The following is a 20,718-nucleotide window of genomic DNA, read 5'->3' as shown; positions in this document are numbered from 1 at the left end:
GAACTGGTTGCGTCGAGACGGGATGCCCGAATAAATCGGATCTTCCAGTCTCTCGCGTGAGCCTGCTGCCCCTACAAGTCAGTCGGGCACCCGCGGTATGAGTGATTTCGTTCCAAATGGATATTTACCGCTCCCTCATGCTTTCCCAGGCATAGGTCTGGACCGGGCTGAGCAGATACTCAATGACGCGACGTCTGCCCGTTACGATGTCTGCGGTTACATTCATGCCGGGCATAAGCCTGATTCGCTTGCCAGCCACATCGATGAAGTTTTGCGTGAGCGCAAGCGTGGCAGGAAACACCGCCGCGCCGGCAGGATTGGCTAACTTATATTCCCCGCTACCTTCGGACGATGGCGCCTTGGGGTCTTGCATGACGGCATCCGCCGTGATGGTGGCGACCTTGGCTGGAATCGTCCCGTAGCGCGTGTAGGGAAAGGTCTCCAGCTTGATCTCGGCCGCCTGCCCCACGTTCACAAAACCCACATCCTTGTTCGCCAGCGTCACCTCGGCCATGACCTGGTCTTTCACGGGCACGACAACCAGTAACACCTGGGCGGGGGTCACCACGCCTCCGGTTGTATGAACGGCGAGCTGCTGCACGGTGCCGTCTACCGGAGCCGTGAGCGTGGTCAGGTGTACGCGCTGGCTGGCTTTGATGCTTTCGGCCTGCAGTTGGCGCTGTTGTAGCTCGGCCCTGGCATGGCGCTCGTTCAGGGTCTTGACAGTGTCAGCTTGCCAGGCTGCAAGGGCCTGTCTGGCCTGTTCAATGGTGGCCCGTGCTTCTTCCTCCCTGGCTTGCAACGTCGCCAGATCGTGCTCCATTTCAATGCGGGCCTCGGTGCGGTCCTGGTCGTCGTGTCTGCTGACGTAGCCCTGTCTGGCAAGACTGTCAAAGTCAGCTTCGCGTTGCTTCACGATCGGCAGGGCTGCCCTGATTTTGGCAATCTGTTCGTGTACGACGACCAGCTCCGCTTGCCTCGCACGCACATCGGCGTCGAACCTGGCTCGCTGGGCCGTCAGGTCTTGCCACTCCGACTGGAGTTGGGTTTGGATTGCAGCCAGATCTTGAGCAGGCCGCACGCCTTGCACTGGCAAAGCCGGCTGCGCCAGGTTTGCGCTCACCGCCTGCATCAAGGCCTGGGTGCGCCACAGTTCCGACAAAGTACTGTCGCGCTCCTGGCTGACACGACGGTTATCGGCCTGTGCGCTGACCGGGTCCAGTTCGATCAACGTCTGGCCCGCATTGACCCTATCGCCATTCTTGACCTTGATCGCTTTGATCACATTGGTTTCCAGCGGCTGGATCAGCTTGGTGCCGTCGCTCACCACGATGCGGCCCGATGCCTCGGCCACGATATCGACCTGGCCGATGCAGGCCCACAGCACGACGAGGGTAAACAAGGCAACGATCGCCCACAGCACCCGCCTCGGGGCCGGGTGCGGCGGTGTGACCTGCAGGCTCAACGCGGCCGGCAAAAAGGCGGCTTCGTCCGTCATCCGGACAGGGCCAGCCAGTTCGTGCCGTTGCCGCCACGCAGCCTGAAAGGCGGAACGGTAGCGCACGAGCAGCGCGTATAGAGGATGGCGCTGGGGGGCATTGCGGTTGGTCGCATCACTCATGCCGGCAACTCCAGCGGACAACCATCTTGCTGCATGCTCCACAGGTGAGCGTACAGGCCGCCGGGGGCGTGAACCAGCTCGTCGTGCGACCCGCCTTCCACAATCTGGCCTTGATCCATGGCGATGATGAAGTTGGCATGGCGCACGGCGCTCAGGCGGTGGGCAATGATAATGACGGTACGATCGTGAGCAATCGTGGTCATGTTGCGCTGGATAATAGCCTCGCTTTCATAGTCCAGTGCGCTCGTGGCTTCATCAAAAATCAGAATGCGAGGGTCGCTGAACAGGGCGCGGGCGATCGCCAGACGCTGCCGCTGCCCGCCGCTCAGCGACGTTCCCTGTTCGCCCACGGCAGTGTTATAGCCTTCCGGCAATTCGCAGATGAAGTCGTGTGCACCGGCCATCCGGGCCACGTGCATCACCCATTCAATAGGGGCGCCCGGATCGACAATGGCAATGTTTTCCCGAACGCTACGGTTGAACAGGAAGTTATCCTGCAGCACGACGCCAATCTGGCGACGCAACTGGCTGGCGTCGACCAGGCTGATATCGATTCCGTCAATCAGGACACGGCCCTGCTCGGGGAGGTATAGACGCTGCACAAGTTTGGTCAGCGTGCTTTTGCCCGATCCCGAACGGCCCACAATGCCGAGGACTGCGCCAGGGCTGATGTCGATAGTCACACCCTGCAAAACGGGAGCTGCTTCCCGCCGGTAGCGGAAGGTAACGTTATCCAGCGTGATTTGGCCTTTGATCGGGGGCAACGGCGCGGGGGTGTTGAGGGGCACTTCAGTGGGCGTATTAAGGATGTCACCCAGACGTTGCATTGAGATGCCCGTTTGCTGGAAATCCGACCATATTTGCGACAGCCTCATGATGGGTTGGGCGACATGACCGGCAAACATGTTGAAGGCCACGAACTGACCTACGCTGAGTTGGTGATCCATCACCAGCCGAGCTCCAAACCACATGGTCGCAGCGCTGACCAGCTTGCCGATCAGGTTGATACCTTCGTGAGCCCATGTGGAGAGGTTCTGTGTCTTGAAGCTCGCCGCGACATAGCCTGCCAGCTGATTTTCCCAGCGCAGGGCGATGGCCGGCTCCAGAGCGTTGGCTTTCACGGTCTGTATTCCCGTGATAGTTTCAACCACCATGGACTGGCTTTCCGCGCTGCGGGCAAATTTTTCGTTCAGGCGTCCACGAATCACAGGCACCACGCCCAGGATCAGGACAGCGTACAGAGGCAGGCTGATGAGCACAATAAGCGTGAGCGGCACGCTATAGAGCAGCATCACGCCAATGAAAAGCACCGAGAACATGACATCCAGCACGAGCGTCATGGACTGCCCCGTCAGAAAGCTGCGGATGTTTTCCAGTTCGCGAACGCGGGCCACCGAATCGCCGACCCGGCGCGCCTGGAAGTAGGTCAGTGGCAGTTGCAACAGGTGACGAAACAGCCGGGCACCCAATTCCACATCAATGCGACTGGTTGTGTGGCTGAATACGTAGGCACACAAGCCACTCAGCAGGCTCTCAAACACCACCACGATGACAAGTCCTGTCACCAGCACATCCAGCGTGGTGAACCCTTGGTGTACGAGTACCTTGTCCATCACCACCTGGAAAAACAGGGGGCTGATCAGCGCAAAAAGCTGCAAGAAAATGGATACAGTCAGCACCTCGCCAAAAAACCTGCGGTATTTGACGATGCTGGGGATGAACCAGGTAAAGTCAAACTGTCCCAATGTCGCGGCGAGGCTGGCCTGGCTGGTGGCAAGGAACAACTTGCCCGCACCGGACGGTGCCCACCGCTCTGTGAAAATATCGATGGGCTCGACGACGGGGTTCCTTTCCCCGTCCGGATCCAGGAGCACGACGCGTTGGCCATCACATTCGGATAACACCACCCACCTGTATTCCTCCTCGTCGTCATTGACGTCGAAAGAACCTCCGGTATCTCCGATCCGGGCTAGCGCCGGTAGCGGCACCAGTGACAGGCGCTGGGCCTGCGTGACCTTGATCTTCGCTTTTAAGCCCAATCGCTTGGATGCGAGCAACAACTGTTCATCCGAGATTGGAGCATTACGCGATAGCCCAAGTTCATGCGACAGGATGTCAGGATCCGCCGCGATGTTATGGAGTCTTGCCAGAATACATAGCGCTGGGAGGGATGCAGTTGTAGACAAAATTCAGCTACCTTATCTGTGGGTAATCACCTGCGCCGCTAAATACCGTCATTGCGCCGGTAGAACGCGTGCTGTCAAAAGGCAATCGAAAGAGTTTGGCTTACCAACTAATTTATGATCCACATTCTCCGGGTCAGAATATCCGTACCACGACTGGACATTTTGAGGTCCCCAAGATCAAACGTCTGGCCAGTAGTGGTGAAAGCGACACCTGTGACTGCGATTTGGTTGCCGACGAAGGCATTCGAAAACGTTGTGATCGATGTGCTCGAGCCAACGGTTGAAACGTCGGAACCTATGACGTTGACCGAACTGCCCGTCGTGGAAATTGATGTGCCGGTCTCGGAAACAGATGTGCCGGTCACATTCTTCGACTCTCCAGTGATTGATATGCAGGTTCCCGTCACGCTCGGGGCGGTTCCGGTGTAGGAGAGGGATATGCCCGTCATGCTTTGCGACTAGCCCGTCATGTCAGTGCTGGTGCCGGTCATCGATGAACTGATGCCTGTCATGCTGTTCGACATCCCAGTGACGGATGTGCCCGTAGGGGAGCAGCTCTTGACAAGATTCAACTACCTCGTCCGTTCATGTGTTTAACAAAGTGCTGCAAACCTTCCGAATCCATCCCGGTTCCGATTTCCAACGCGTGCCGCGCGGTTTGATCGCCAGCTTCAACTGAGTGTCATGGTGATGGTTTGAGATGGGGTCACTGACTGCCCCGCCGTGTTCTGACTATTCGGCAAATTGGTATCGGTCAAACGGGTCTGCGGCGCTCCCTGTATCAATACCTTGCTTGAGCCGGTCACGTGGCGAGATAGCGCGCACACGGTTCCCGATACGACGCCCCCCATCGCTCCGGCTTCTCCACCGTGCGTGATTGGGACAATCGTGTTCAAGTTGTGAGCTGGGCCGCCCGCATAGAAGACATTCGAAACATTCGGCACGGCTTCAGCATGATTCGCTACGTTGCAGTACGAATCGGCGATCGCGAGGGGCGGTGTCTTACAGATATCCGCTAGCGCGACGGCGATTCCTCCGGCAGAACAATTGGCAAACATGACTCCCTCCCGGTCGTGAATGCGCTCAGCCCATATGAATCTGACCAGCGTCGATCTTGAGAAGCGATGACGAAGTCAGGGTCGCGCTCTTCGCATGCAGACCCATATGCCGCTCCGCGTACGACAGCATGCAACCGGTGTGCGTCGCATCAGTACCGCTGACATGGGTCAGGCGTTCCGTGGCGACCTGTGTGATCACTTCCGCTCGACTAGCGATATGCGCAGCGTCGAGCGCTACCTCATTGCGCGCTTCCATACGCACGTCATGAGCGCGCAGCACGACGCGCCTTGCTCCGAAATCCAGCGTCAACGCCTCGAGCGCGTCGGAGCGCTCGAGGATAGCGAGTATCCAGCACCGCCGGTCATCGAAACAGAGCTTGACCAGATCGCCGCGCTGTGGTTGAACGACACAACTGAATGCCACACTCGCCGGGTAGATACCTTCTGCATTGATTGCCACCGGCCATTGTCCGTTTGCCATTTCGGCACCGCTTACGCGACCTGTCGGCATTTGTCCGGGCCACGGACGCGACGCGGGACGTTCGCCCGTGTCGTCATGCCTGAATGTCCGGTCGACCGCTTCGCCTGGCATCGGGCTAGCGGATTCACAGGAGAGGGTATCTTGTGTTGCTAATGTTTTCGGGCGAGTCATGAATGAATTCCTCTGGCTCCTGGCTGGACGCATTGCCACCAGTGCCGATCGTCGTCGGTCGCACTTGCATGAAAAATTGCTTCCCGGGTGTCCGCGGCGTTCCAGTCATGCCGGGACTGGCCAATCAAAAGTCCTGCACGGCAGTCGCTATGAACAAGGCTCACTTCCTCAAGCGTGGCCCCCCGCGCATCGAGACGCGTTAACCGCGCACCGGTCAGGCCAACGCGCACGAGACGCGCATCGCGAAACGCGATTCCTGGTGCGTGGAGAGCATTCAGATTGCTGTCCGATAGTTTGGCGTGATCAAACAGGGCCTGGGTCAAATCTGTCTCGGTCACTGCCAGACCGCTCAGCGTCGCATGATCGAAGCTTGCAACCGGCAACCTGCATCCATGGATCTGCCCCTTCGACCACATACTGTGCGACCAGGCTGACTGCTTTATGTCGCTCCCCAGTACCTTCATGCAATCTATCCGGGAATCGATCCACCGTACGTTGATGCCGCGGCAACCTGTTATTTCCAGTTTCTTGCAGCGGCTTTGCCCCACAATGAAGTTTTCAAGTTCAACTATCGCTAGCGTGACTTGCGTTAGCTGACTCCTCATCCAGACCACATCAGTCCAACGCCCGTCGCGTAAATCGACGCCTGTGAACTCGCTTTCGACAAATGAAACATATGCGCTGCGCACCGTGTCGAAGATCAGCTTCGCAGCATTGATCGCCACATAGCTCACGTTTCTGAGCAAAGCTCTTTCCCATTTGGCATCCTGGATACTACTGCCATGGAACGACACACCTCGTAGCACGCAATCGTCCCAGATGGAAACCTCGATCAGACAGTTATCAAACATGACGTTGAGAAACTGGCAACTTTCAAAACAGTTGCTGTTGAACCTGCAATTGACAAAACGCAGATTAGACAGGTAGTGCCCGCGCCACATCACTCGATCAAAGCAACAGTCCATATAGAGCGCGCCGGTATGTATCAGGTCGTGGCTAGACACATTGAAGGATTGCCCCTTGATCACCTGGGGAAACTGTGGTGCCTGCATTTCAGGCGCCTTCACGCTTCTCTCTCCGGAACCGCCAGTTGAGCCGCAATGAGTGGTCCCCGCCACGCCATGGATTGCGGTGGAAGCATCCACGCAGTATGTGCACGAATGAGATTGCAGTCGTTCATACGGCTTTGCCGCATGTCGGCTCCATACAGCATTGCGTCTTTCAGCGAACTCCGGTCGAACGAAGCTCCCTTGAAGCAGGCATGAGTCATGTTTGCGCCATCAAGCACGACATGAGACCAGTTCGATCGCAGCGCCCTCAAACGCTGAGCGTTAAGCTGCGTGAAGGTGCAGTGCTTGACCTCTATTCCGTCGGCAAGCAAATCCTGCAAACTGGACGACTTGAACACGCAGTCAATCAGGCGTGCCCTCTTTATCGAGGTACTTTGCGAAAGTACTGCGGTCGTCATGATGTTGCGCTGCCAGACACTTGCCGACAGATCAGTCAGCACAACACTAGGCTTGAGCATCGTGCATTGCGAAATTGTGATGCCGACCATCCTGCATTCGATAATTCCGAGGTTGACAGCATGTACGCCTGTCCACACCCAGTCCGACAGGTCGACGTTGCACCAGGTGACTGCCTGCCATGCAAGGTCCTTCACCTTACCTCTTACTCCGCCGCGTCCCTGTACCGACAGCATCGACCAACTGCCGCCGGACACCTCGAGATTGTCGAGACGGCAGGCCTCGATATTGGCGCGTTCGATTTCCAATTCGAGCCATATGCTACATTTGAGGTTGCTTTGGTGAATTCCTCCACCCCTCCATACGCTTTTACGCACTATCGTGTCGACACACGAGCAGTCGACAATATGTACATTTCTGAAGTGGCAATTCAACCACTCGCTGCGATCGAGAGTACAGCGCTCGAAGCGGACTTCGTCGAACTTCCACTCTTCGAACCGCAAGGCAGATAGGTCAGCGTCACGGATGACCACGCCCGATAGCTCCGTCGTGCTAGCTTGCTGCAATCGTTCGCGCCAGTTCTCATCGCCTTGAAACGGTACGGCTGGCACTGAAATATCCCGGTCGGATTCGCAGAACGCACGCAGGCGTCTCTGGGCGTCTCGTGCCTGCACAAGGCTCTGGCGATTTTCTTCGAGGCGCACTGCAATCTCGTGGTGGCTTCGCCGCGCGGGCCCAACGCGCGGGTGATCGTCGGTGTCGAGAATCATCTCCCACACCCAACCTTTCGCTATAGTGGGCATCAGTGCATGGTCGGCGAGTGTCGTCGGATCGGGATCGGTTAAATCGGATCTACGTCTCGCGAACGACCCGATCGCTGCCACATCAACCGGTTCCGTCTCGTCCCTAAAGGCCGCAATGAGCATGGCCGGACTATCGTCGAGCGGGTAGTCGAGCGCTACAGAACCGTTCCACCACATCACGCCGATATCGGCGTCTGGCAAAAGCCAGACCGTTTGCTGTCTGAGCATCAAGCGTTCGACATCGGGTTTGCCGGTCCGGCTGACGAGTGCAATCGCCGTGAGCTCTGGTAGATTGCCAGTGTAGCCGCGGCCATCCGAACCAAACTTATCGAGTTCAAAATAAGCGCCGGGTGGCCAACGGTCGCCGTGCGACCACTGGTCCGAGGCAGCCTGCTGAAAGAATCGACGATCGATGTCCGCTGGCCACCCCATATGTGTGCCGTCGCGCGCTATCCCCTCGAGGGAATCCTGCCCGCGTGGTATCCACTGCTTGCGCTGCGGCCAGTCACTACCTATTGCGCCCATCGACGCCAATGGAGCGGGCCTTGCTCCAAATACTTCAACAACCTGTATCGGCGGTACACCGGAGACTTCACTCAAAGGATTCTCCTGTCGTCGCCCCGCTACCGCGTGCCTATGATCGATAGCGAGACGCGCAATGTCGGTGTGCGCCGGACGCGAGGCAAGCTGAGCTTGACATGAGATGACCTTACGGATACCGCCGAGTTCGACCGTTGCCGTCCAATCGATGTGTCCGCCCCGATCACTATTTGCGATGCGATGCGTCGTCTCGCCTGCCAGCAACCACTCAGCATGCGGTTTGGGCAAAGCCGATTCGACCAGCGGCATAGACGGCGCAGCTACCTTGATTGCCTCCCAGACCGCCGCCTCATGCACGAGGACGAACGGATCGCGAAGCCTGAAGCCGATGCCGATACTGATGCCTAGCATCGGACGTTGACCAATTTGCGAGCGCGCTGTAGCGACGAGTGCCGCCTGTGGCTTGATGTGACGCATCGACTGTTCATGCTCCTCGTTATTCGCCGGGCCAGGTTGTCCTGGGAGAGCAAGTAAGCGCCCCAGCAATCCAATCCAACGGATCAGCTGATTATCTGGATGCCCACATTTAATATGTTGCTCAGGATTTGAGAACAATCGGTCTGCGTGTATCCCATATAAACATCAGTGATTGCGCAATTGAATCCCGTGAAGGACGAACTCGACCCTGTGACTGTTGTAGAGCTTCCGATCGACGACATATCGGTCCCCGTCACGTTGGTTGAGAAACCAGTTTTCGCTATCGAGATACCCGTGGTGCTAGTCGACTCGCCGGTCTGCGAGAAAGATGTTCCGGTGATGCTCGTCGATGTACCGGTCATCGACGCACTAACGCCGCTGACACTCGCAAAGATTCCCGTGCACGATATGGAGGTGCCGGTTACATCCATGGATTGACCAGTCACACTTGAAGATTGGCCAGTAATCGAAGTACTCGCACCGATCATCGAGGAAGAGGTTCCAATGATGCTCTGGGACGTGCCTGTCACTGAGCTATCCGCCCCCGTCAGACTTGTGGCTACTCCGGTGAAGCTGTTCGAGGCACCCGTGAAATTCGTGCTCATACCGGTGAACGAGTTGGCGACACCAACGAAGCTGCTACTCATACCGGTAAAGTCAGCCGACAGCCCCGTGAAGGAGGTGGAGGTGCCCACGCAGGAAGATGACAAGCCCACATAGTTAGCCGATATATCGGTGAAATTGGCGGATAGCCGACCAAATCCAATTGACGTATCCACATAGCTTATCGACGTTCCAATTACCGATGTAGAAATACGCTCGACTGCGACGTTCTGATCCTGTCCTACCATGACTGAGCTGTTGCGCTCGCTAGTGCACTGCATATCGCGCTCGGCATGCAGTATCAAACGCTCGCCACCTCGCTGATCATCGAAAGTAATCTGACTCGCCTGCTGACAGTTTCCATATTTCAGAGAACGTGAAACCAGACCTGTATAACGGATATCCTTAGGCAAATCATAGGGTATCGGGTTCTCACCGTTGTAGACCGCCCCCGTGACCAATGGTCGATCAAGATCGCCGTCCACATAGGTAACGAGTACTTCCTGACCTACTCTGGGTACCGCGACTACTCCCCAACCCTTGCCCGCCCACGCCTGGGAAACCCGAATCCAGCATGATGCGTCAGCCTCCACTGTCGTATAGCGGTCCCAATGGAAGTGCACCCGGATCCGGCCCAGACTGTCTGTATGTACCTCGTACCCCTTCGGACCCACCACAGTCGCACTCTGAATCCCCGGGACCGTAGGCCTCGGTGTAACGAGCAAAGGCCGATATGGTCTGTTGTCCGCAAGTGCGCGAAAACTTACCGTAACGTTGCACCCTTGCGATGCGCTATCCGGCCTCTCCGAAATAAATGTCAGGTCCGTCCCGATCACGACATAGCGCCGGTTGCGTTCCTCTGCTGGGCACCCTACCAGCGTGAAGGCACAACCAGTCGTCAGGGCACGCACGTTTGCTTCACCGAAGAACACATGTGAATCGGCCTGAAAGGCTTCTAGCATCACGAGCGCCAGACGCTCCCCGCTCGCCTGATCACGGTATCCCACGCCGTAGTCGTAGTATTCGATATGGCCTTCGGGAAGGCGCGCATCACTATCGAGTCGACGCGACGGTGCCAGATAGTCAAAATCACGCAAGGAAACGCGACTCGGCCCCACTCGCCGATTCCGTTGCAGGCGCTGAATTCCTTCTCTACCTAGAATCGACCTCGATTCTTCTCCATCTGGCAAGAAACGCAATCTGTCGTACGGTCCAGGCAGATTGTCGAAGCTCTGCCTATCGGAGAGATACACAATATGATTTTCCGGGGTGTGTATAACCCAAAAGTAAATCCCCTCATCTTCAAGCAGCCGCTTGACGAAATTCAGATCGCTCTCGCGAAATTGCACACAGTACTCTCGGGGTTCATAGTCAAAGCTCAGATCGAAATAGAAATCCGTGGTCTGTTGCGCCTCGAATATCTGCCGAACAATCTCAGGAATGGTTAGGTTCTGAAATATTCTGCAATTTCGATTCTGATCCAGAAACGACAGCCAGCTCGTCAGTTCAAATACATACACGTATTCTTCGTTGCGTTGACCCGAATCGCTAGCTCCGAATACATACGTATTGAATATCCTCAACATGTCGTCGCCAAGATCGATTCCGACCAACAGCCTTGAACCAAGCAGGCGTTCCAGGTTTAACTCCGGATCTGGGCTCGTAATTTCAAGGCAATATGTCGGCTCCTGCGAGAAGTTCTCCTGGCAGCGAAACGTCAGAGCGATGCAATCTGAGCCTAGTAGATCGCTGTAAAAGGTAATCAAATTCATGTGGACTGATTGACCGTGTCGAAATCTGTCAATGCAATCCATTTTTCCCTCGAAGCAACCGTTTCTTTCATAAGTTTCCCGCCCCAATCACGATCTGCGTTGGACATCGACATAATTTCACGCGGGACAGCACCGTTCATCACGTAGCAAGTTGGATCGGCCGAAATTGTCGAATTCCACACCATAAATTTTCATTAAACATATGCTATTTAAAGCGTGTGTCGAACCAATGAACCAAATATAAAATTATGCAAAATGCAGGGCCATCCGTGAGCGACTGATCTTTTGTACTACCTGGCGCCGAAGTCGTTCTCCGGTGACGTGACGAGAGGGGATGTGAATTGCGACGCGTTGCCATTTACCTTTCAACCAGCGTGTGGAGGGCGACAATCATGTTGGCCGGTATAGCGGCGAAGGTTTTGGCCGGTGGTGAGGAGTCGGAGGCGGCGTAGCCGCCGAAGACGACGAATCACCGGCGGCGCCGAGTCGGCCGGGTTCTACGATGGCTGATCGAACAAGAAAGCGATCAGCTACATGTCTGGAACCCGCATTACCGACCAACAGGTTCGCCTCTACATGTCCAAACGCAAACATCACTCGCAGGAGATCGCCGCCGCCAAGGCCGGCATCAGTGTCCGCAGCGCCCGGCGCATCGAACGAGACGCCGTACTGCCGTCGCAGAAGCCACGCCGCTATTGGCGCTCGCGCCCTGATCCCTTTGCCGACGTCTGGGATACTGAAGTCGTTCCGATGCTCGCGAACGCGCCGCAACTTCAGGCGGTCACGATCTTGCGCAAGCTGCAGGACGATCATCCCGGGCAGTATCCCGACAGCACACGTCGCACACTCGAGCGGCGCATTCGGCACTGGAGGGCGATGTCCGGTCCGCCGAAGGAAGTCTTCTTTCCACAGCAGCATGAGCCCGGGCGCGCGCGGCCTTTCCGACTTTACCGACATGGCCGGATTGCGAGTGACGATCGCTGGCGTGCCATTCGAACACCGGCTGTACCACTTCGTGCTCGCGTTCTCACGCTGGGAATATGTCAATGCCGTTGAAGGTGGCGAGAGCTTCGAAGCATTGTCCATGGGATTGCAGAACGCACTGTGGCGGGCAGGAGGCTGTCCGCGCGAGCATCGCACCGGCAGCCTGTCAGCGGCGTTCAGAAATCTCGCAGACGAAGACGACTTCACGGTGCGCTATGCGACGCTGCTTGAGCACTATGGCATGACCGGGACACGCAACAATCGCGGCCTGGGTCACGAGAACGGTAGCGTTGAGTCATCGCATCGCTATCTGAAGGAAGCCGTCGACCAAGCCTTGATGTTGCGCGGTCACCGGGACTTCGTCGATCGTGCGGCCTATGACGAGTTTCTGCGCGAGGTCGTCATGCGCCGCAACCGGCGTAACGCAGCGGCGTTCCGCCTTGAGCGCGAACAGCTCACGGATCTGCCGTTAAGGCGCACGACCGACTTCGTCGAGGAGGAAGCACGCGTCACACGCTGCAGTACCTTCACTGTGCGCGGCATTCTGTACAGCGCGCCGTCGCGCCTGATCGGTCATCGTCTGAATGTGCCCGTGTATGGTGAGCGGCTCGACTGCTATCTGTCGGGCGCGCTGGTGCATAGCACTTCGCGAGGTTCGCGTGCCGGCGACAACCGCCGCGCACTGGATTACCGGCACTTCATTGAGAGCCTCAAACGCAAGCCACAGGCCTTCAGGGGGCTTGCGTTTCGGGACGAGCTGTTTCCGCGTGAGGCCTATCGCCGGACGTGGGAACAGCTGGAGGCGAGGCTGACGCAACGCGAGGCGTGCAAAGTCATCGTTGGATTGCTCGAGCTCGCCGCGCTCGATGGCGTTGAGGCCGTGCTGGCCGCGCGCCTCAACGCGTTACTGGAATCGCCGAAAGATACGAGCGTCGAAGCCTCCTGATCACCGCCAACCAGCCGTTCTCGGGATGGAACGATGTGTTTCCTGATCCCGGCATGACCGTCGCCGCAATCGACCGGCTCGTCCATCATTCGACGATCTTCGAGATGAATGTCGAAAGCTACCGTCGCCGCACCGCCAGCGACAAACAGAGCAGCAGGCTGCCGACAATCATCCGGCGACAATCACCAACAAGGAGCGGCAACCATGACCGGAAACCACCGCCAATCATCCCGGTCGACCGGCCAAGACGGTTGTCGGTAAACCGGCCGCGCTGCTTGACGCTGTCCAAGCGTGGGCGCTTCGACTCGCTACTGCACGCCCTCCAGGCTCCACATACCAAGCTTGCCCAACTTCGCGGCCAACTGTAGTCGCTGCGAGCGCCAATCTGTCAGCGCTTGGATTCGCTGACGCTTTGCCCTAGCAAGTGACGCCTGGGCATTGAGTAGCTCGAGGATGTTTCCCACGCCCATTTGGTACCGCTTCCTTGCCGCCTCATAGGAATGGGTAGCGAGCGATAGCAACGTCGCGGTGTTGTCGAGATTTGAAGTTGTGCTTTGCAATGCCTGATAGCTAGCCCATACCTCCAATCCCACCTGTTGACGCACTTCGTCGAGAGTATCTGTCTGAAGCTCCGTCTGCGCCTCGGCCTCACGCACCAGATAGGTACGTGCGAAGCCTTCGAATATCGGGATCGTCACCTGGATACCCAGATACCATTCGCGATGCGTTGTCGGGAACACGGGGTAGTAAGGCTGAATGCTTGTCGGCTGATTGTTGTAGCTGTATTGCGCGATGAAACTCACGCGCGGTAGCCCCTCAGCGCGGACCTGGTCCTTCCTGGCGCGCGCAGCCACAACTTGCCCTTCGGCTGCGAGCACGTCAGGATGCGTATGCTGTGCCTCCTTGATCAGATCGCTAACCGACCTCCTGAAGTCTTTGTCCGCTGCGACTCCGTCGCCGACGTCGGGGAGTGTCAACGCGGTATCAGGTGGAAGACTCATGTCCGCTGCCAGCGTCCCCACGGCAATTTGCCATTCGCTTTCCTGTTTCACACGCGCGATCACTGCATCGGTATAGGCGGTTTTTGCCTGTAACTGATCGCTGACCGATGTCATTCCTTTGTCGAACTGAGCGACGGCGACGTCAGTGCTATTTCGCGTGATCTGTTCCATTTCGCGCGCTGCCGCAAGCGCGCCGTGGGCCGCTTGCGCTGCGTAGTAGTCCGTTGCCACCTTCAGGAAAACTGTTTGCAGTGTCTCTTGCCGGTTTGCCTGTGCCGCTTCCATCAGTGCGGTGGCACTACGCAACGCTGCGGCGCGGCCGCCGAAGTCGTACAGCACCCAACTTAGCGATACGCTCGCATTCTGTGAGTTGGTTCGATAGTTCGAATCCAGTTGTGGATAGCCCGTTACGTTGTTGGTTACGCCATCCCGAGTACCCTGCCAACTTCCCGAGAGAGTCGGCAGGAATGCCGAGCGCCCAAGACCGACTTGCGATGCTTGAATTTTCACGTTCGCCCAGGCTGCACGTGTCTGCGGGTTAAAGCACAATGATCTTTCGACGGCGTCTTGCAAGCGAAGCGGATTTCTTGGCATATCGATCCCGCAGCCGCTTGCGTGAGCGCCATCGGGAGAGTCCAGTACCGATGCCGACGGCAGTGCGCGGTTGGTCCACAGGGGTTCGAATGCCCACACGGATGTCGACATGCCGCACACGGCCAACAGTAACAGCCGGACAAGCGAGAAGCCGTTAGCCCGACAAAATGCGGATGGTCGCAACACGCAAGTACCTAAAAAAATAGTTTCTAATGGCGGGATTTAATCTTAGGTATCCTCGGCACATATTTAGTCAAGTTTTGTCACCGTAACTCGCGTTTGGAATATCAGCAGAAATGCGACAACGCCAGCCATTCCGTGGGATGTAATCGCCATGTGCGACGCGGCGGCGCTTTCTTTCTGGCAAGCCGCTCACGCACGGACTATCACGATGTGGTTTCGTCGGTACTGTCAGGTTGGTGTAGAAGTCGGCGAATATAATGGGGCATGAAGGAAGCATCCATCTGCGTTCGGTTGTCGGCCGAGGCACCGGTTTCGTTCAAGGGCTACCGGTTTCCACCGGACATCGTCTGCTACGCAGTTTGGTTGTACTACCGTTTTCCGCTGAGCCTGCGCGTGGTTGAGGAGCTGCTGGCCGCGCGGGGCATCGAGCTCACGTATGACACGGTGCACTGCTGCGCGACGAAGTTCGGTCTGGCGATCGCGAAGCGCATTCGGTCGACGGCGCCGCGTCGCGGTGACAAGTGGCACCTCGATGAGGTGGTCGTGCCGGTCAACGGCCGGAAGCACTGGCTGTGGCGGGCCGTCGACCGGCACGGCGCGGTGCTCGATGTGCTGGGGCAGCGCCGTCGCAACAGGGCCGCAGCCAAACGGCTCATGCGCAAGCTGCTCAGACGCCGCGGTTGTCCGCGCGTAATCGTGACGGACAAGGTGCGGAGCTACTCGAGCATCGGCAGCACAAGGGACTGAATAACCGCGCGGAGAACTCGCACCAGCCGACACGCGTGCGCGAGAAGGTGATGCGCCCCTTCAATACTGCGCGCCAACTGCAACGATTTGCGTCGGTTCACGGACAGGTATCGAATCTGTTCATGAGGTGCCGCCGCGATCGGAACGCGCAGTGCAAACGCGAGGCGCGTTCCCAAGCATTCGCGGCTTGGGAAAGTGCTTCATGTGTCCTTATGGCGGCGTAAGCCGACCCACTTCACTTGCCCTCGCTCATCCGGCTATCGAACAACTTGACAGCACCCATTGGTTGTTTGAGCGCCAAGTTTTCGCAGGAAACGAGAAATAAAATGCAGCTGTAAAGATAAGTCTTCTTATCATAAGGCGTCGATTTACGCGTTAAACTCGCGCTCGTGAAATCGCGTCCTACCCCTGCCCCTTCGCTACCCGCCCCCACCATCGCGAGCCTACCCAACGCCGACGAACTCGCCGTGCTGCGCGCGTGGTACGCAGGCCTGCCGGTGCGGCAGGCCGTGGCGCGCTACCTGCCCGGGGCATTGGGTGACGGTAAATCCGCGCGCGGTGTAGTCGGGAAGATCCGTCGCCAGTTGCTAGCCGCCGCGCGGGCGATCCATCGAGGCGATCTCGCCGCCCTGCTCGACCATCCCGCCGACGGACGCGAACAGCACGCGAAGAGCGTCGCGCACGTGATCGAGGTATTACGCACCGCGCGGCCGCCCGAGCCGCAGATCGCGGACGACATTGCGCAGTGGCTCACCCCGCGCGCGGTACGGGTCCTGTACGCGCACGGCATCACAACACTGGCCGATCTCACGGTGCGCGTTCCGCGCAGGCGACAGTGGTGGAAAGCGGTGCCGGGACGCGGAATGGCGAGTGCGGGCGGATTCAACCGGTCGTCGCAACACCTTTAATCGACGAGGTGTTGCATGGTACGAAGTGCAAAGCAGGTGTATCGGTTGACGGGACGAGCGGCGATGCCATCACCGGGCGCTCCCTCGCTTGGACATGAGATCGAACGTCTGTTTTGGCAACAGATCGCGACTGGCATTACAAGCGAAAAAGCAGCGGAGGCAGTAGGTGTATCTCAAGCGGTAGGCTCGCGCTGGTTCCGCTATCGTGGCGGTATGCCACTATTCATGTCGAAACCTATCGCTGGTCGATACTTGTCGTTCGCCGAGCGTGAAGAGATAGCATTGCTTTCTGCCCAAGGCCTCGGGGTGCGCGAGATCGCCCGCCGCATCGGACGCAGTCCATCAACCGTTTCACGAGAACTCACGCGCAATGCGACAACCCGTAGTGGGTGCCTCGAGTATCGTGCTTCGGTCGCGCAGTGGAAAGCGGAACGGTTCGCGAAACGACCAAAGCCAGCGAAGCTAGCGACCAATGCGCGACTGCGCCAATACGTACAGGAGCGCCTGGAGGGCAAAGTACATGACGCTGATGGTCGTCAAATTGCCGGGCCCAGGCAGGCACCGTTCAAGGGGCGAAATAAGCCACATCGCGGTGATCGAAAGTGGGTCACCGGCTGGTCACCTGAACAAATCGCGAATCGATTGCAGGTAGATTTCCCGAATGATGAATCTATGCGCATCTCTCATGAAGCCATCTATCAAGCGCTTTATATACAAGGGCGCGGCGCGCTCAAGCGCGAGTTGGTGGGCTGTCTGCGCACCGGGCGCGCGTTGCTCGTCCCCCGGGCCAGAGCGCGTGCCAAGGCGTGGGCGCACGTCAGCGAGGAAGTGATGATTTCCAGCCGGCCTGCAGAGGCCCAAGATCGTGCTGTGCCAGGCCATTGGGAGGGTGATCTCCTTATTGGCCTGAACCGATCCGCCATTGGGACCCTGGTGGAGAGATCAAGCCGTTTCACGATGCTCGTGCACTTACCGCGAGAAAAAGGCTATGGGGTAATTCCGCGCACGAAAAACGGGCCTGCGCTGGCTGGCTACGGAGCGGTTACGATGGCCAACGCGCTCAAGAAAACCGTAGTCGACCTGCCTGCCCATTTGTGGCGGTCATTGACCTGGGATCGTGGCAAGGATCTGTCCGATCACGCCCGTTTCACTATCGAGTCCGGCGTGAAGGTGTTCTTCGCTGACCCGCACAGCCCATGGCAGCGCGGTACGAACGAAAACACCAATGGCCTTCTACGACAATACTTTCCAAAGGGCACTGACCTGTCCCGGTGGAGCGCTCGAGAGATTCAGGCCGTTGCTAACACTTTGAATACCAGGCCCCGGAAAACACTCGGCTGGAAGACGCCTGCGGAAGCTCTGGACGAGTACCTAAAATCTGTTCAACATTCCAGTGTTGCAACGACCGGTTGAATCCACCTCTGCGCGCTATACAGGATTGAGGAAACAATCAGAGGCAAACCGCCCGACGAACGCCGTGCGTATCGCCAGGCGCATGCGCGACCATTACTCGATCAGTTCCATGCGTGGCTCACAACGATGCCGGCAACGCTCTCGCGCAAGTCGGACACGAGTCGGGCGATCCTCTATGCGCTGAACCGGTGGGAAGCGTTCACACGCTATTGCGATGACGGCCAGCTTGAAATCGACAACCTGCCAGTCGAGCGCGCGCTACGCGGGGCGGTGACGGGGCGTTCATTGTGCACCTCCTTGCGAAACCTCGGTAAACATTGGGAGTTGCCCTCCACCGTCGTTGCGACACGGGCGATGTTTGCGCGTCAGCGCAGCTGTAACTGCCTCACTGCGTAGATCGCTCACGCGAATCTGCCACGGGGCATCGGGCATCACCTGCTCGGCGGGCAGAACCTTATCGTTGATCAGACGCCGGATCATGTAGTGGGTAACGCCAAGCGCTTTCGCGGCCTCGGACATCGTCAACCAGGCACCGTCCTTCTCTGCGGACTTGTACGCGTAAATATCACGCACGCATCGTACAGAGCTCACACGATGCGCAGTCCAGGTCTTGCCTTGACCCGTGCGTATGCCCATTCGATTTAGTGAGGCGGCGATGTCCTGATCGGACCATCGGGTTGCCATGCTGCGGATGACTGCGAGCGCTTCGTCTGATGTGTTGCATCCGTGCTCGCCGGTCCTGGGCTTGCGGATCCGCAACTGCGAGTGTTGACCGCCTTGCCAATGAATCGTGAGTATGACTTCACGCGTCGATTCGTCCACGTCCGCGACTATATCGACGATCAATGCCCGAACCAACTGCTGGCGGGTGCGCATGTTGACGCCTGGAGCATTCCAAGCAGCATCGAGGTCCTCGGCCAACTTCGTAAAATCGGGAGCAGGAGCCGATGCTGCCGGCGCATGCGCCGCCTCAAGGCGCGTCTGACAGGCCTGCACACGACGCAAGGCTGCTTACCAGTTCTTCTCCAGTTGCGCGGCAATCAGACGATTATCGGGGTCGCAGGCAGCGTAGCGGCGCTCGGCCAGCAAGGCCGCCTCTATCGCCATCGGCTCGACGACACGCATCAGCTCTCTTGCGATCGCGACGTCTATCCTGGAGCCGCCGAAGCTCATGCACTTCGGCGGTAGGTCAAAGCGATAGCATCGATAGACCGGTCGCGGGGTGCGTCCAGTATAGGCCACCGACAGGCGCCGGCCGCAACGTGCGCATCCAAGCATCCCTGCAAGCAGGGCTCGCCCGCCACGTCCAGATTTTACGTCGCCCGCCTTACCATAGGCGTTGGCGGCGAGCACCTTCTGGTTGCGTTCGAACTCCGCCCAGTCGATGTAACCCTCGTGGTGCTCTTTGAGCATAACCTCCCACTGATCAAACGGCTTACGATGTTTGTACGTCTTGTGTGCACGGCCATCAACGATGGTCGTCTGGCTGCCACTCTTGCCATATGCATAAGCTCCGGCGTAGAACGGATTCCTAAGCACTGATATGACGTTGCGATAACGTATCAACGTCCAGTCGAATTGCGTCAGCGTCCTGCCGTCGGTAGGTCTTGGAAAGTGGATCTGTTCGGCCAGCAACGACAGGAAGGCTTGGCGCGCGCTGCCCAGTTCACGAAAGCGGGCAAAGATCAGGCGTATGACTTCCTGAAGCCGCTGGTCTGGATCCAGGCCTAGCCCAATATCACGGTGCCAGAGATAGCCGATCGGCACGCTAATGCGCAGTTCGCCCCGCTGAGCCTTGGCGCGAGCTGCATCCAGCATCCTTGTTCGAAGTACGTTGAGTTAGAATTCGCTGATGCTACCCTTCATGCCCAGCAGCAACCGGTCGTTTGGTCGACAAGCATCGTACACACCATCAAGATCGATAACCCTCGCCTGAACGAGACCGCACAGTTCGAGCAGATGGTGCCAGTCACGTCCATTGCGGGCAAGACGGGACGCATCAAGACAAAGGACCGCGCCCACTTCGCCGGCGCACAGCAGCGCCACCAGCCGTTCAAAACCGGGCCTCGCGACCGTCCCGCTGGCCGAGCGGCCGAGATCATCATCGATCACCTCGATGTCACGGAATCCGCGACGCTTTGCTTCTCCCACAAGCTCGTACTGGCGACGCTTGCTCTCGATGTTCATCTGGACCTGAGCCTGCGTCGACTGTCGGACATAAACTACAGCTTTGCGCTGGAGCAGAGGCGCTGGCAGACGATCAGCGTTCGTCATCGTCAGACTCCTTGCCGATGGCGACGCCTGCGGTCTGGAGCAGCAGCTTCGCAAGGTGTGTGATTGCCCTTGCGCGCTGTGCCGCGCTCATTCCCTGAAGCTCGACGGTGTCGAACCTCAGACTCATCTGAGACAGCGTCAGTGCAGGCGGTTGTGGGCGTAGCAGTACGCCCCTTGGCAGCTTGTCCATTGCGTTTCTCCCGGACGGTAGTGGAACCGTCCGACGAGTGTGCTCGCAAGCGCCAATCAACCAGCAGCCGGTCGAGTTCGCTCAGCACCGCAACTGTGACGCGCGGCTCGCCCAACGCCATGGCAGAACACATGACGCTATCCAGCATCCACGCCGACACCACCCTCACTACGCCAGGGCTGGCCTCGATGTGCACCACGCGACCGCCGCTTCGCTCCTCGACGTCTCGTACCTTGACGCGACGCCCATATAAGGGATGCCAACGGTAATGGACTTCAACTTCCTGCCCGATATGGGCAG

At 58.0% G+C, this 20,718-nt stretch carries 14 protein-coding genes and 5 pseudogenes; 7 read left to right on the top strand and 12 right to left on the bottom strand.

The features are described from left to right. Nucleotides 1-124 precede the first annotated feature (124 nt). On the bottom strand, nt 125-1,621 hold the full coding sequence (locus B9Z01_RS33215; RefSeq protein ID WP_085489758.1) for an HlyD family type I secretion periplasmic adaptor subunit: 1,497 nt from the start codon (nt 1,619-1,621) through the stop codon (nt 125-127). Next, nucleotides 1,618-3,810, bottom strand: coding sequence for a type I secretion system permease/ATPase (locus B9Z01_RS33210; RefSeq protein ID WP_167387613.1), 2,193 nt, complete (start codon nt 3,808-3,810; stop codon nt 1,618-1,620). Before B9Z01_RS33210 ends, B9Z01_RS33215 begins: the two co-directional genes overlap by 4 nt. A gap of 195 nt (nt 3,811-4,005) precedes the next feature. Between B9Z01_RS33210 and B9Z01_RS33205 the strand changes: the two genes are divergently transcribed. Next, on the top strand, nt 4,006-4,236 hold the full coding sequence (locus B9Z01_RS33205) for a hypothetical protein (protein WP_143809140.1): 231 nt from the start codon (nt 4,006-4,008) through the stop codon (nt 4,234-4,236). 242 nt (nt 4,237-4,478) lie between these two features. On the opposite strand, the gene B9Z01_RS33200 is transcribed toward B9Z01_RS33205, so the two are convergent. The 5 genes from B9Z01_RS33200 to B9Z01_RS33180 form a co-directional block, all read right to left on the bottom strand. Continuing rightward, a complete protein-coding gene (locus B9Z01_RS33200; protein WP_085489756.1) occupies nt 4,479-4,865 on the bottom strand; it encodes a DUF4150 domain-containing protein in 387 nt (128 codons plus the stop codon). Nucleotides 4,866-4,890: 25 nt separating this feature from the next. Then, complete coding sequence (locus B9Z01_RS33195; RefSeq protein WP_244196232.1) at nt 4,891-5,517, bottom strand: DUF3540 domain-containing protein; 627 nt, start codon at nt 5,515-5,517, stop codon at nt 4,891-4,893. After that, entirely contained in the window at nt 5,514-6,584 is a 1,071-nt protein-coding gene (locus B9Z01_RS33190) for a pentapeptide repeat-containing protein (protein WP_244196231.1), read from the bottom strand. Before B9Z01_RS33190 ends, B9Z01_RS33195 begins: the two co-directional genes overlap by 4 nt. Then, nucleotides 6,581-8,803 (bottom strand): DUF2169 family type VI secretion system accessory protein, encoded by a 2,223-nt coding sequence (locus B9Z01_RS33185; RefSeq protein ID WP_085489753.1) that lies wholly within the window; start codon nt 8,801-8,803, stop codon nt 6,581-6,583. Before B9Z01_RS33185 ends, B9Z01_RS33190 begins: the two co-directional genes overlap by 4 nt. A gap of 83 nt (nt 8,804-8,886) precedes the next feature. Continuing rightward, on the bottom strand, nt 8,887-11,178 hold the full coding sequence (locus tag B9Z01_RS33180; RefSeq protein ID WP_085489752.1) for a type VI secretion system Vgr family protein: 2,292 nt from the start codon (nt 11,176-11,178) through the stop codon (nt 8,887-8,889). Between the two features lie 534 nt (nt 11,179-11,712). Between B9Z01_RS33180 and istA the strand changes: the two are divergent. Together istA and B9Z01_RS35975 are read left to right on the top strand one after the other, a co-directional pair. Then, nucleotides 11,713-13,075 (top strand): annotated as a pseudogene (istA, locus tag B9Z01_RS33175) (IS21 family transposase); the annotation flags it as partial. Continuing rightward, nucleotides 13,075-13,248, top strand: a pseudogene (locus B9Z01_RS35975) (ATP-binding protein); the annotation flags it as partial. The pseudogenes istA and B9Z01_RS35975, both read left to right, overlap by 1 nt. A gap of 168 nt (nt 13,249-13,416) precedes the next feature. On the opposite strand, the gene B9Z01_RS33165 reads toward B9Z01_RS35975, so the two are convergent. After that, nucleotides 13,417-14,814 (bottom strand): TolC family protein, encoded by a 1,398-nt coding sequence (locus B9Z01_RS33165; RefSeq protein ID WP_085489751.1) that lies wholly within the window; start codon nt 14,812-14,814, stop codon nt 13,417-13,419. Nucleotides 14,815-15,150: 336 nt separating this feature from the next. On the opposite strand from B9Z01_RS33165, the pseudogene B9Z01_RS33160 reads away from it, so the two are divergent. The 4 genes and pseudogenes from B9Z01_RS33160 to B9Z01_RS36750 all read left to right on the top strand — a co-directional run. Further along, a pseudogene (locus tag B9Z01_RS33160) lies at nt 15,151-15,830 on the top strand (IS6 family transposase); the annotation flags it as partial. Between the two features lie 192 nt (nt 15,831-16,022). Continuing rightward, nucleotides 16,023-16,508, top strand: a pseudogene (locus B9Z01_RS33155) (phage integrase family protein); the annotation flags it as partial. Nucleotides 16,509-16,556: 48 nt separating this feature from the next. Further along, nucleotides 16,557-17,954: an IS30 family transposase gene (locus B9Z01_RS33150; RefSeq protein WP_085489749.1), complete on the top strand. Its 1,398-nt coding sequence runs from the start codon at nt 16,557-16,559 to the stop codon at nt 17,952-17,954. A gap of 12 nt (nt 17,955-17,966) precedes the next feature. Beyond that, nucleotides 17,967-18,236 (top strand): annotated as a pseudogene (locus tag B9Z01_RS36750) (IS66 family transposase); the annotation flags it as partial. Here the strand turns inward: B9Z01_RS36750 and B9Z01_RS36570 are convergent. The 4 genes from B9Z01_RS36570 to B9Z01_RS33135 all read right to left on the bottom strand — a co-directional run bounded on the left by B9Z01_RS36570 (nt 18,237) and on the right by B9Z01_RS33135 (nt 20,418). Next, entirely contained in the window at nt 18,237-18,830 is a 594-nt protein-coding gene (locus B9Z01_RS36570; protein WP_244196230.1) for a hypothetical protein, read from the bottom strand. Nucleotides 18,831-18,965: 135 nt separating this feature from the next. After that, on the bottom strand, nt 18,966-19,772 hold the full coding sequence (locus B9Z01_RS36565; RefSeq protein ID WP_244196229.1) for a recombinase family protein: 807 nt from the start codon (nt 19,770-19,772) through the stop codon (nt 18,966-18,968). 21 nt (nt 19,773-19,793) lie between these two features. After that, nucleotides 19,794-20,228, bottom strand: coding sequence for a recombinase family protein (locus B9Z01_RS36560; protein ID WP_244196228.1), 435 nt, complete (start codon nt 20,226-20,228; stop codon nt 19,794-19,796). After that, entirely contained in the window at nt 20,215-20,418 is a 204-nt protein-coding gene (locus tag B9Z01_RS33135) for a hypothetical protein (protein WP_085489748.1), read from the bottom strand. The genes B9Z01_RS36560 and B9Z01_RS33135 overlap by 14 nt, the downstream gene beginning before the upstream one ends. Between the last annotated feature and the right edge of the window lie 300 nt (nt 20,419-20,718).

This window comes from Paraburkholderia susongensis, from assembly GCF_900177725.1.
Taxonomy (GTDB): Bacteria; Pseudomonadota; Gammaproteobacteria; order Burkholderiales; family Burkholderiaceae; genus Paraburkholderia; species Paraburkholderia susongensis.
Note: the sequence above shows the minus strand (reverse complement) of the source record. Positions and strands in the feature narration are given on the sequence as shown.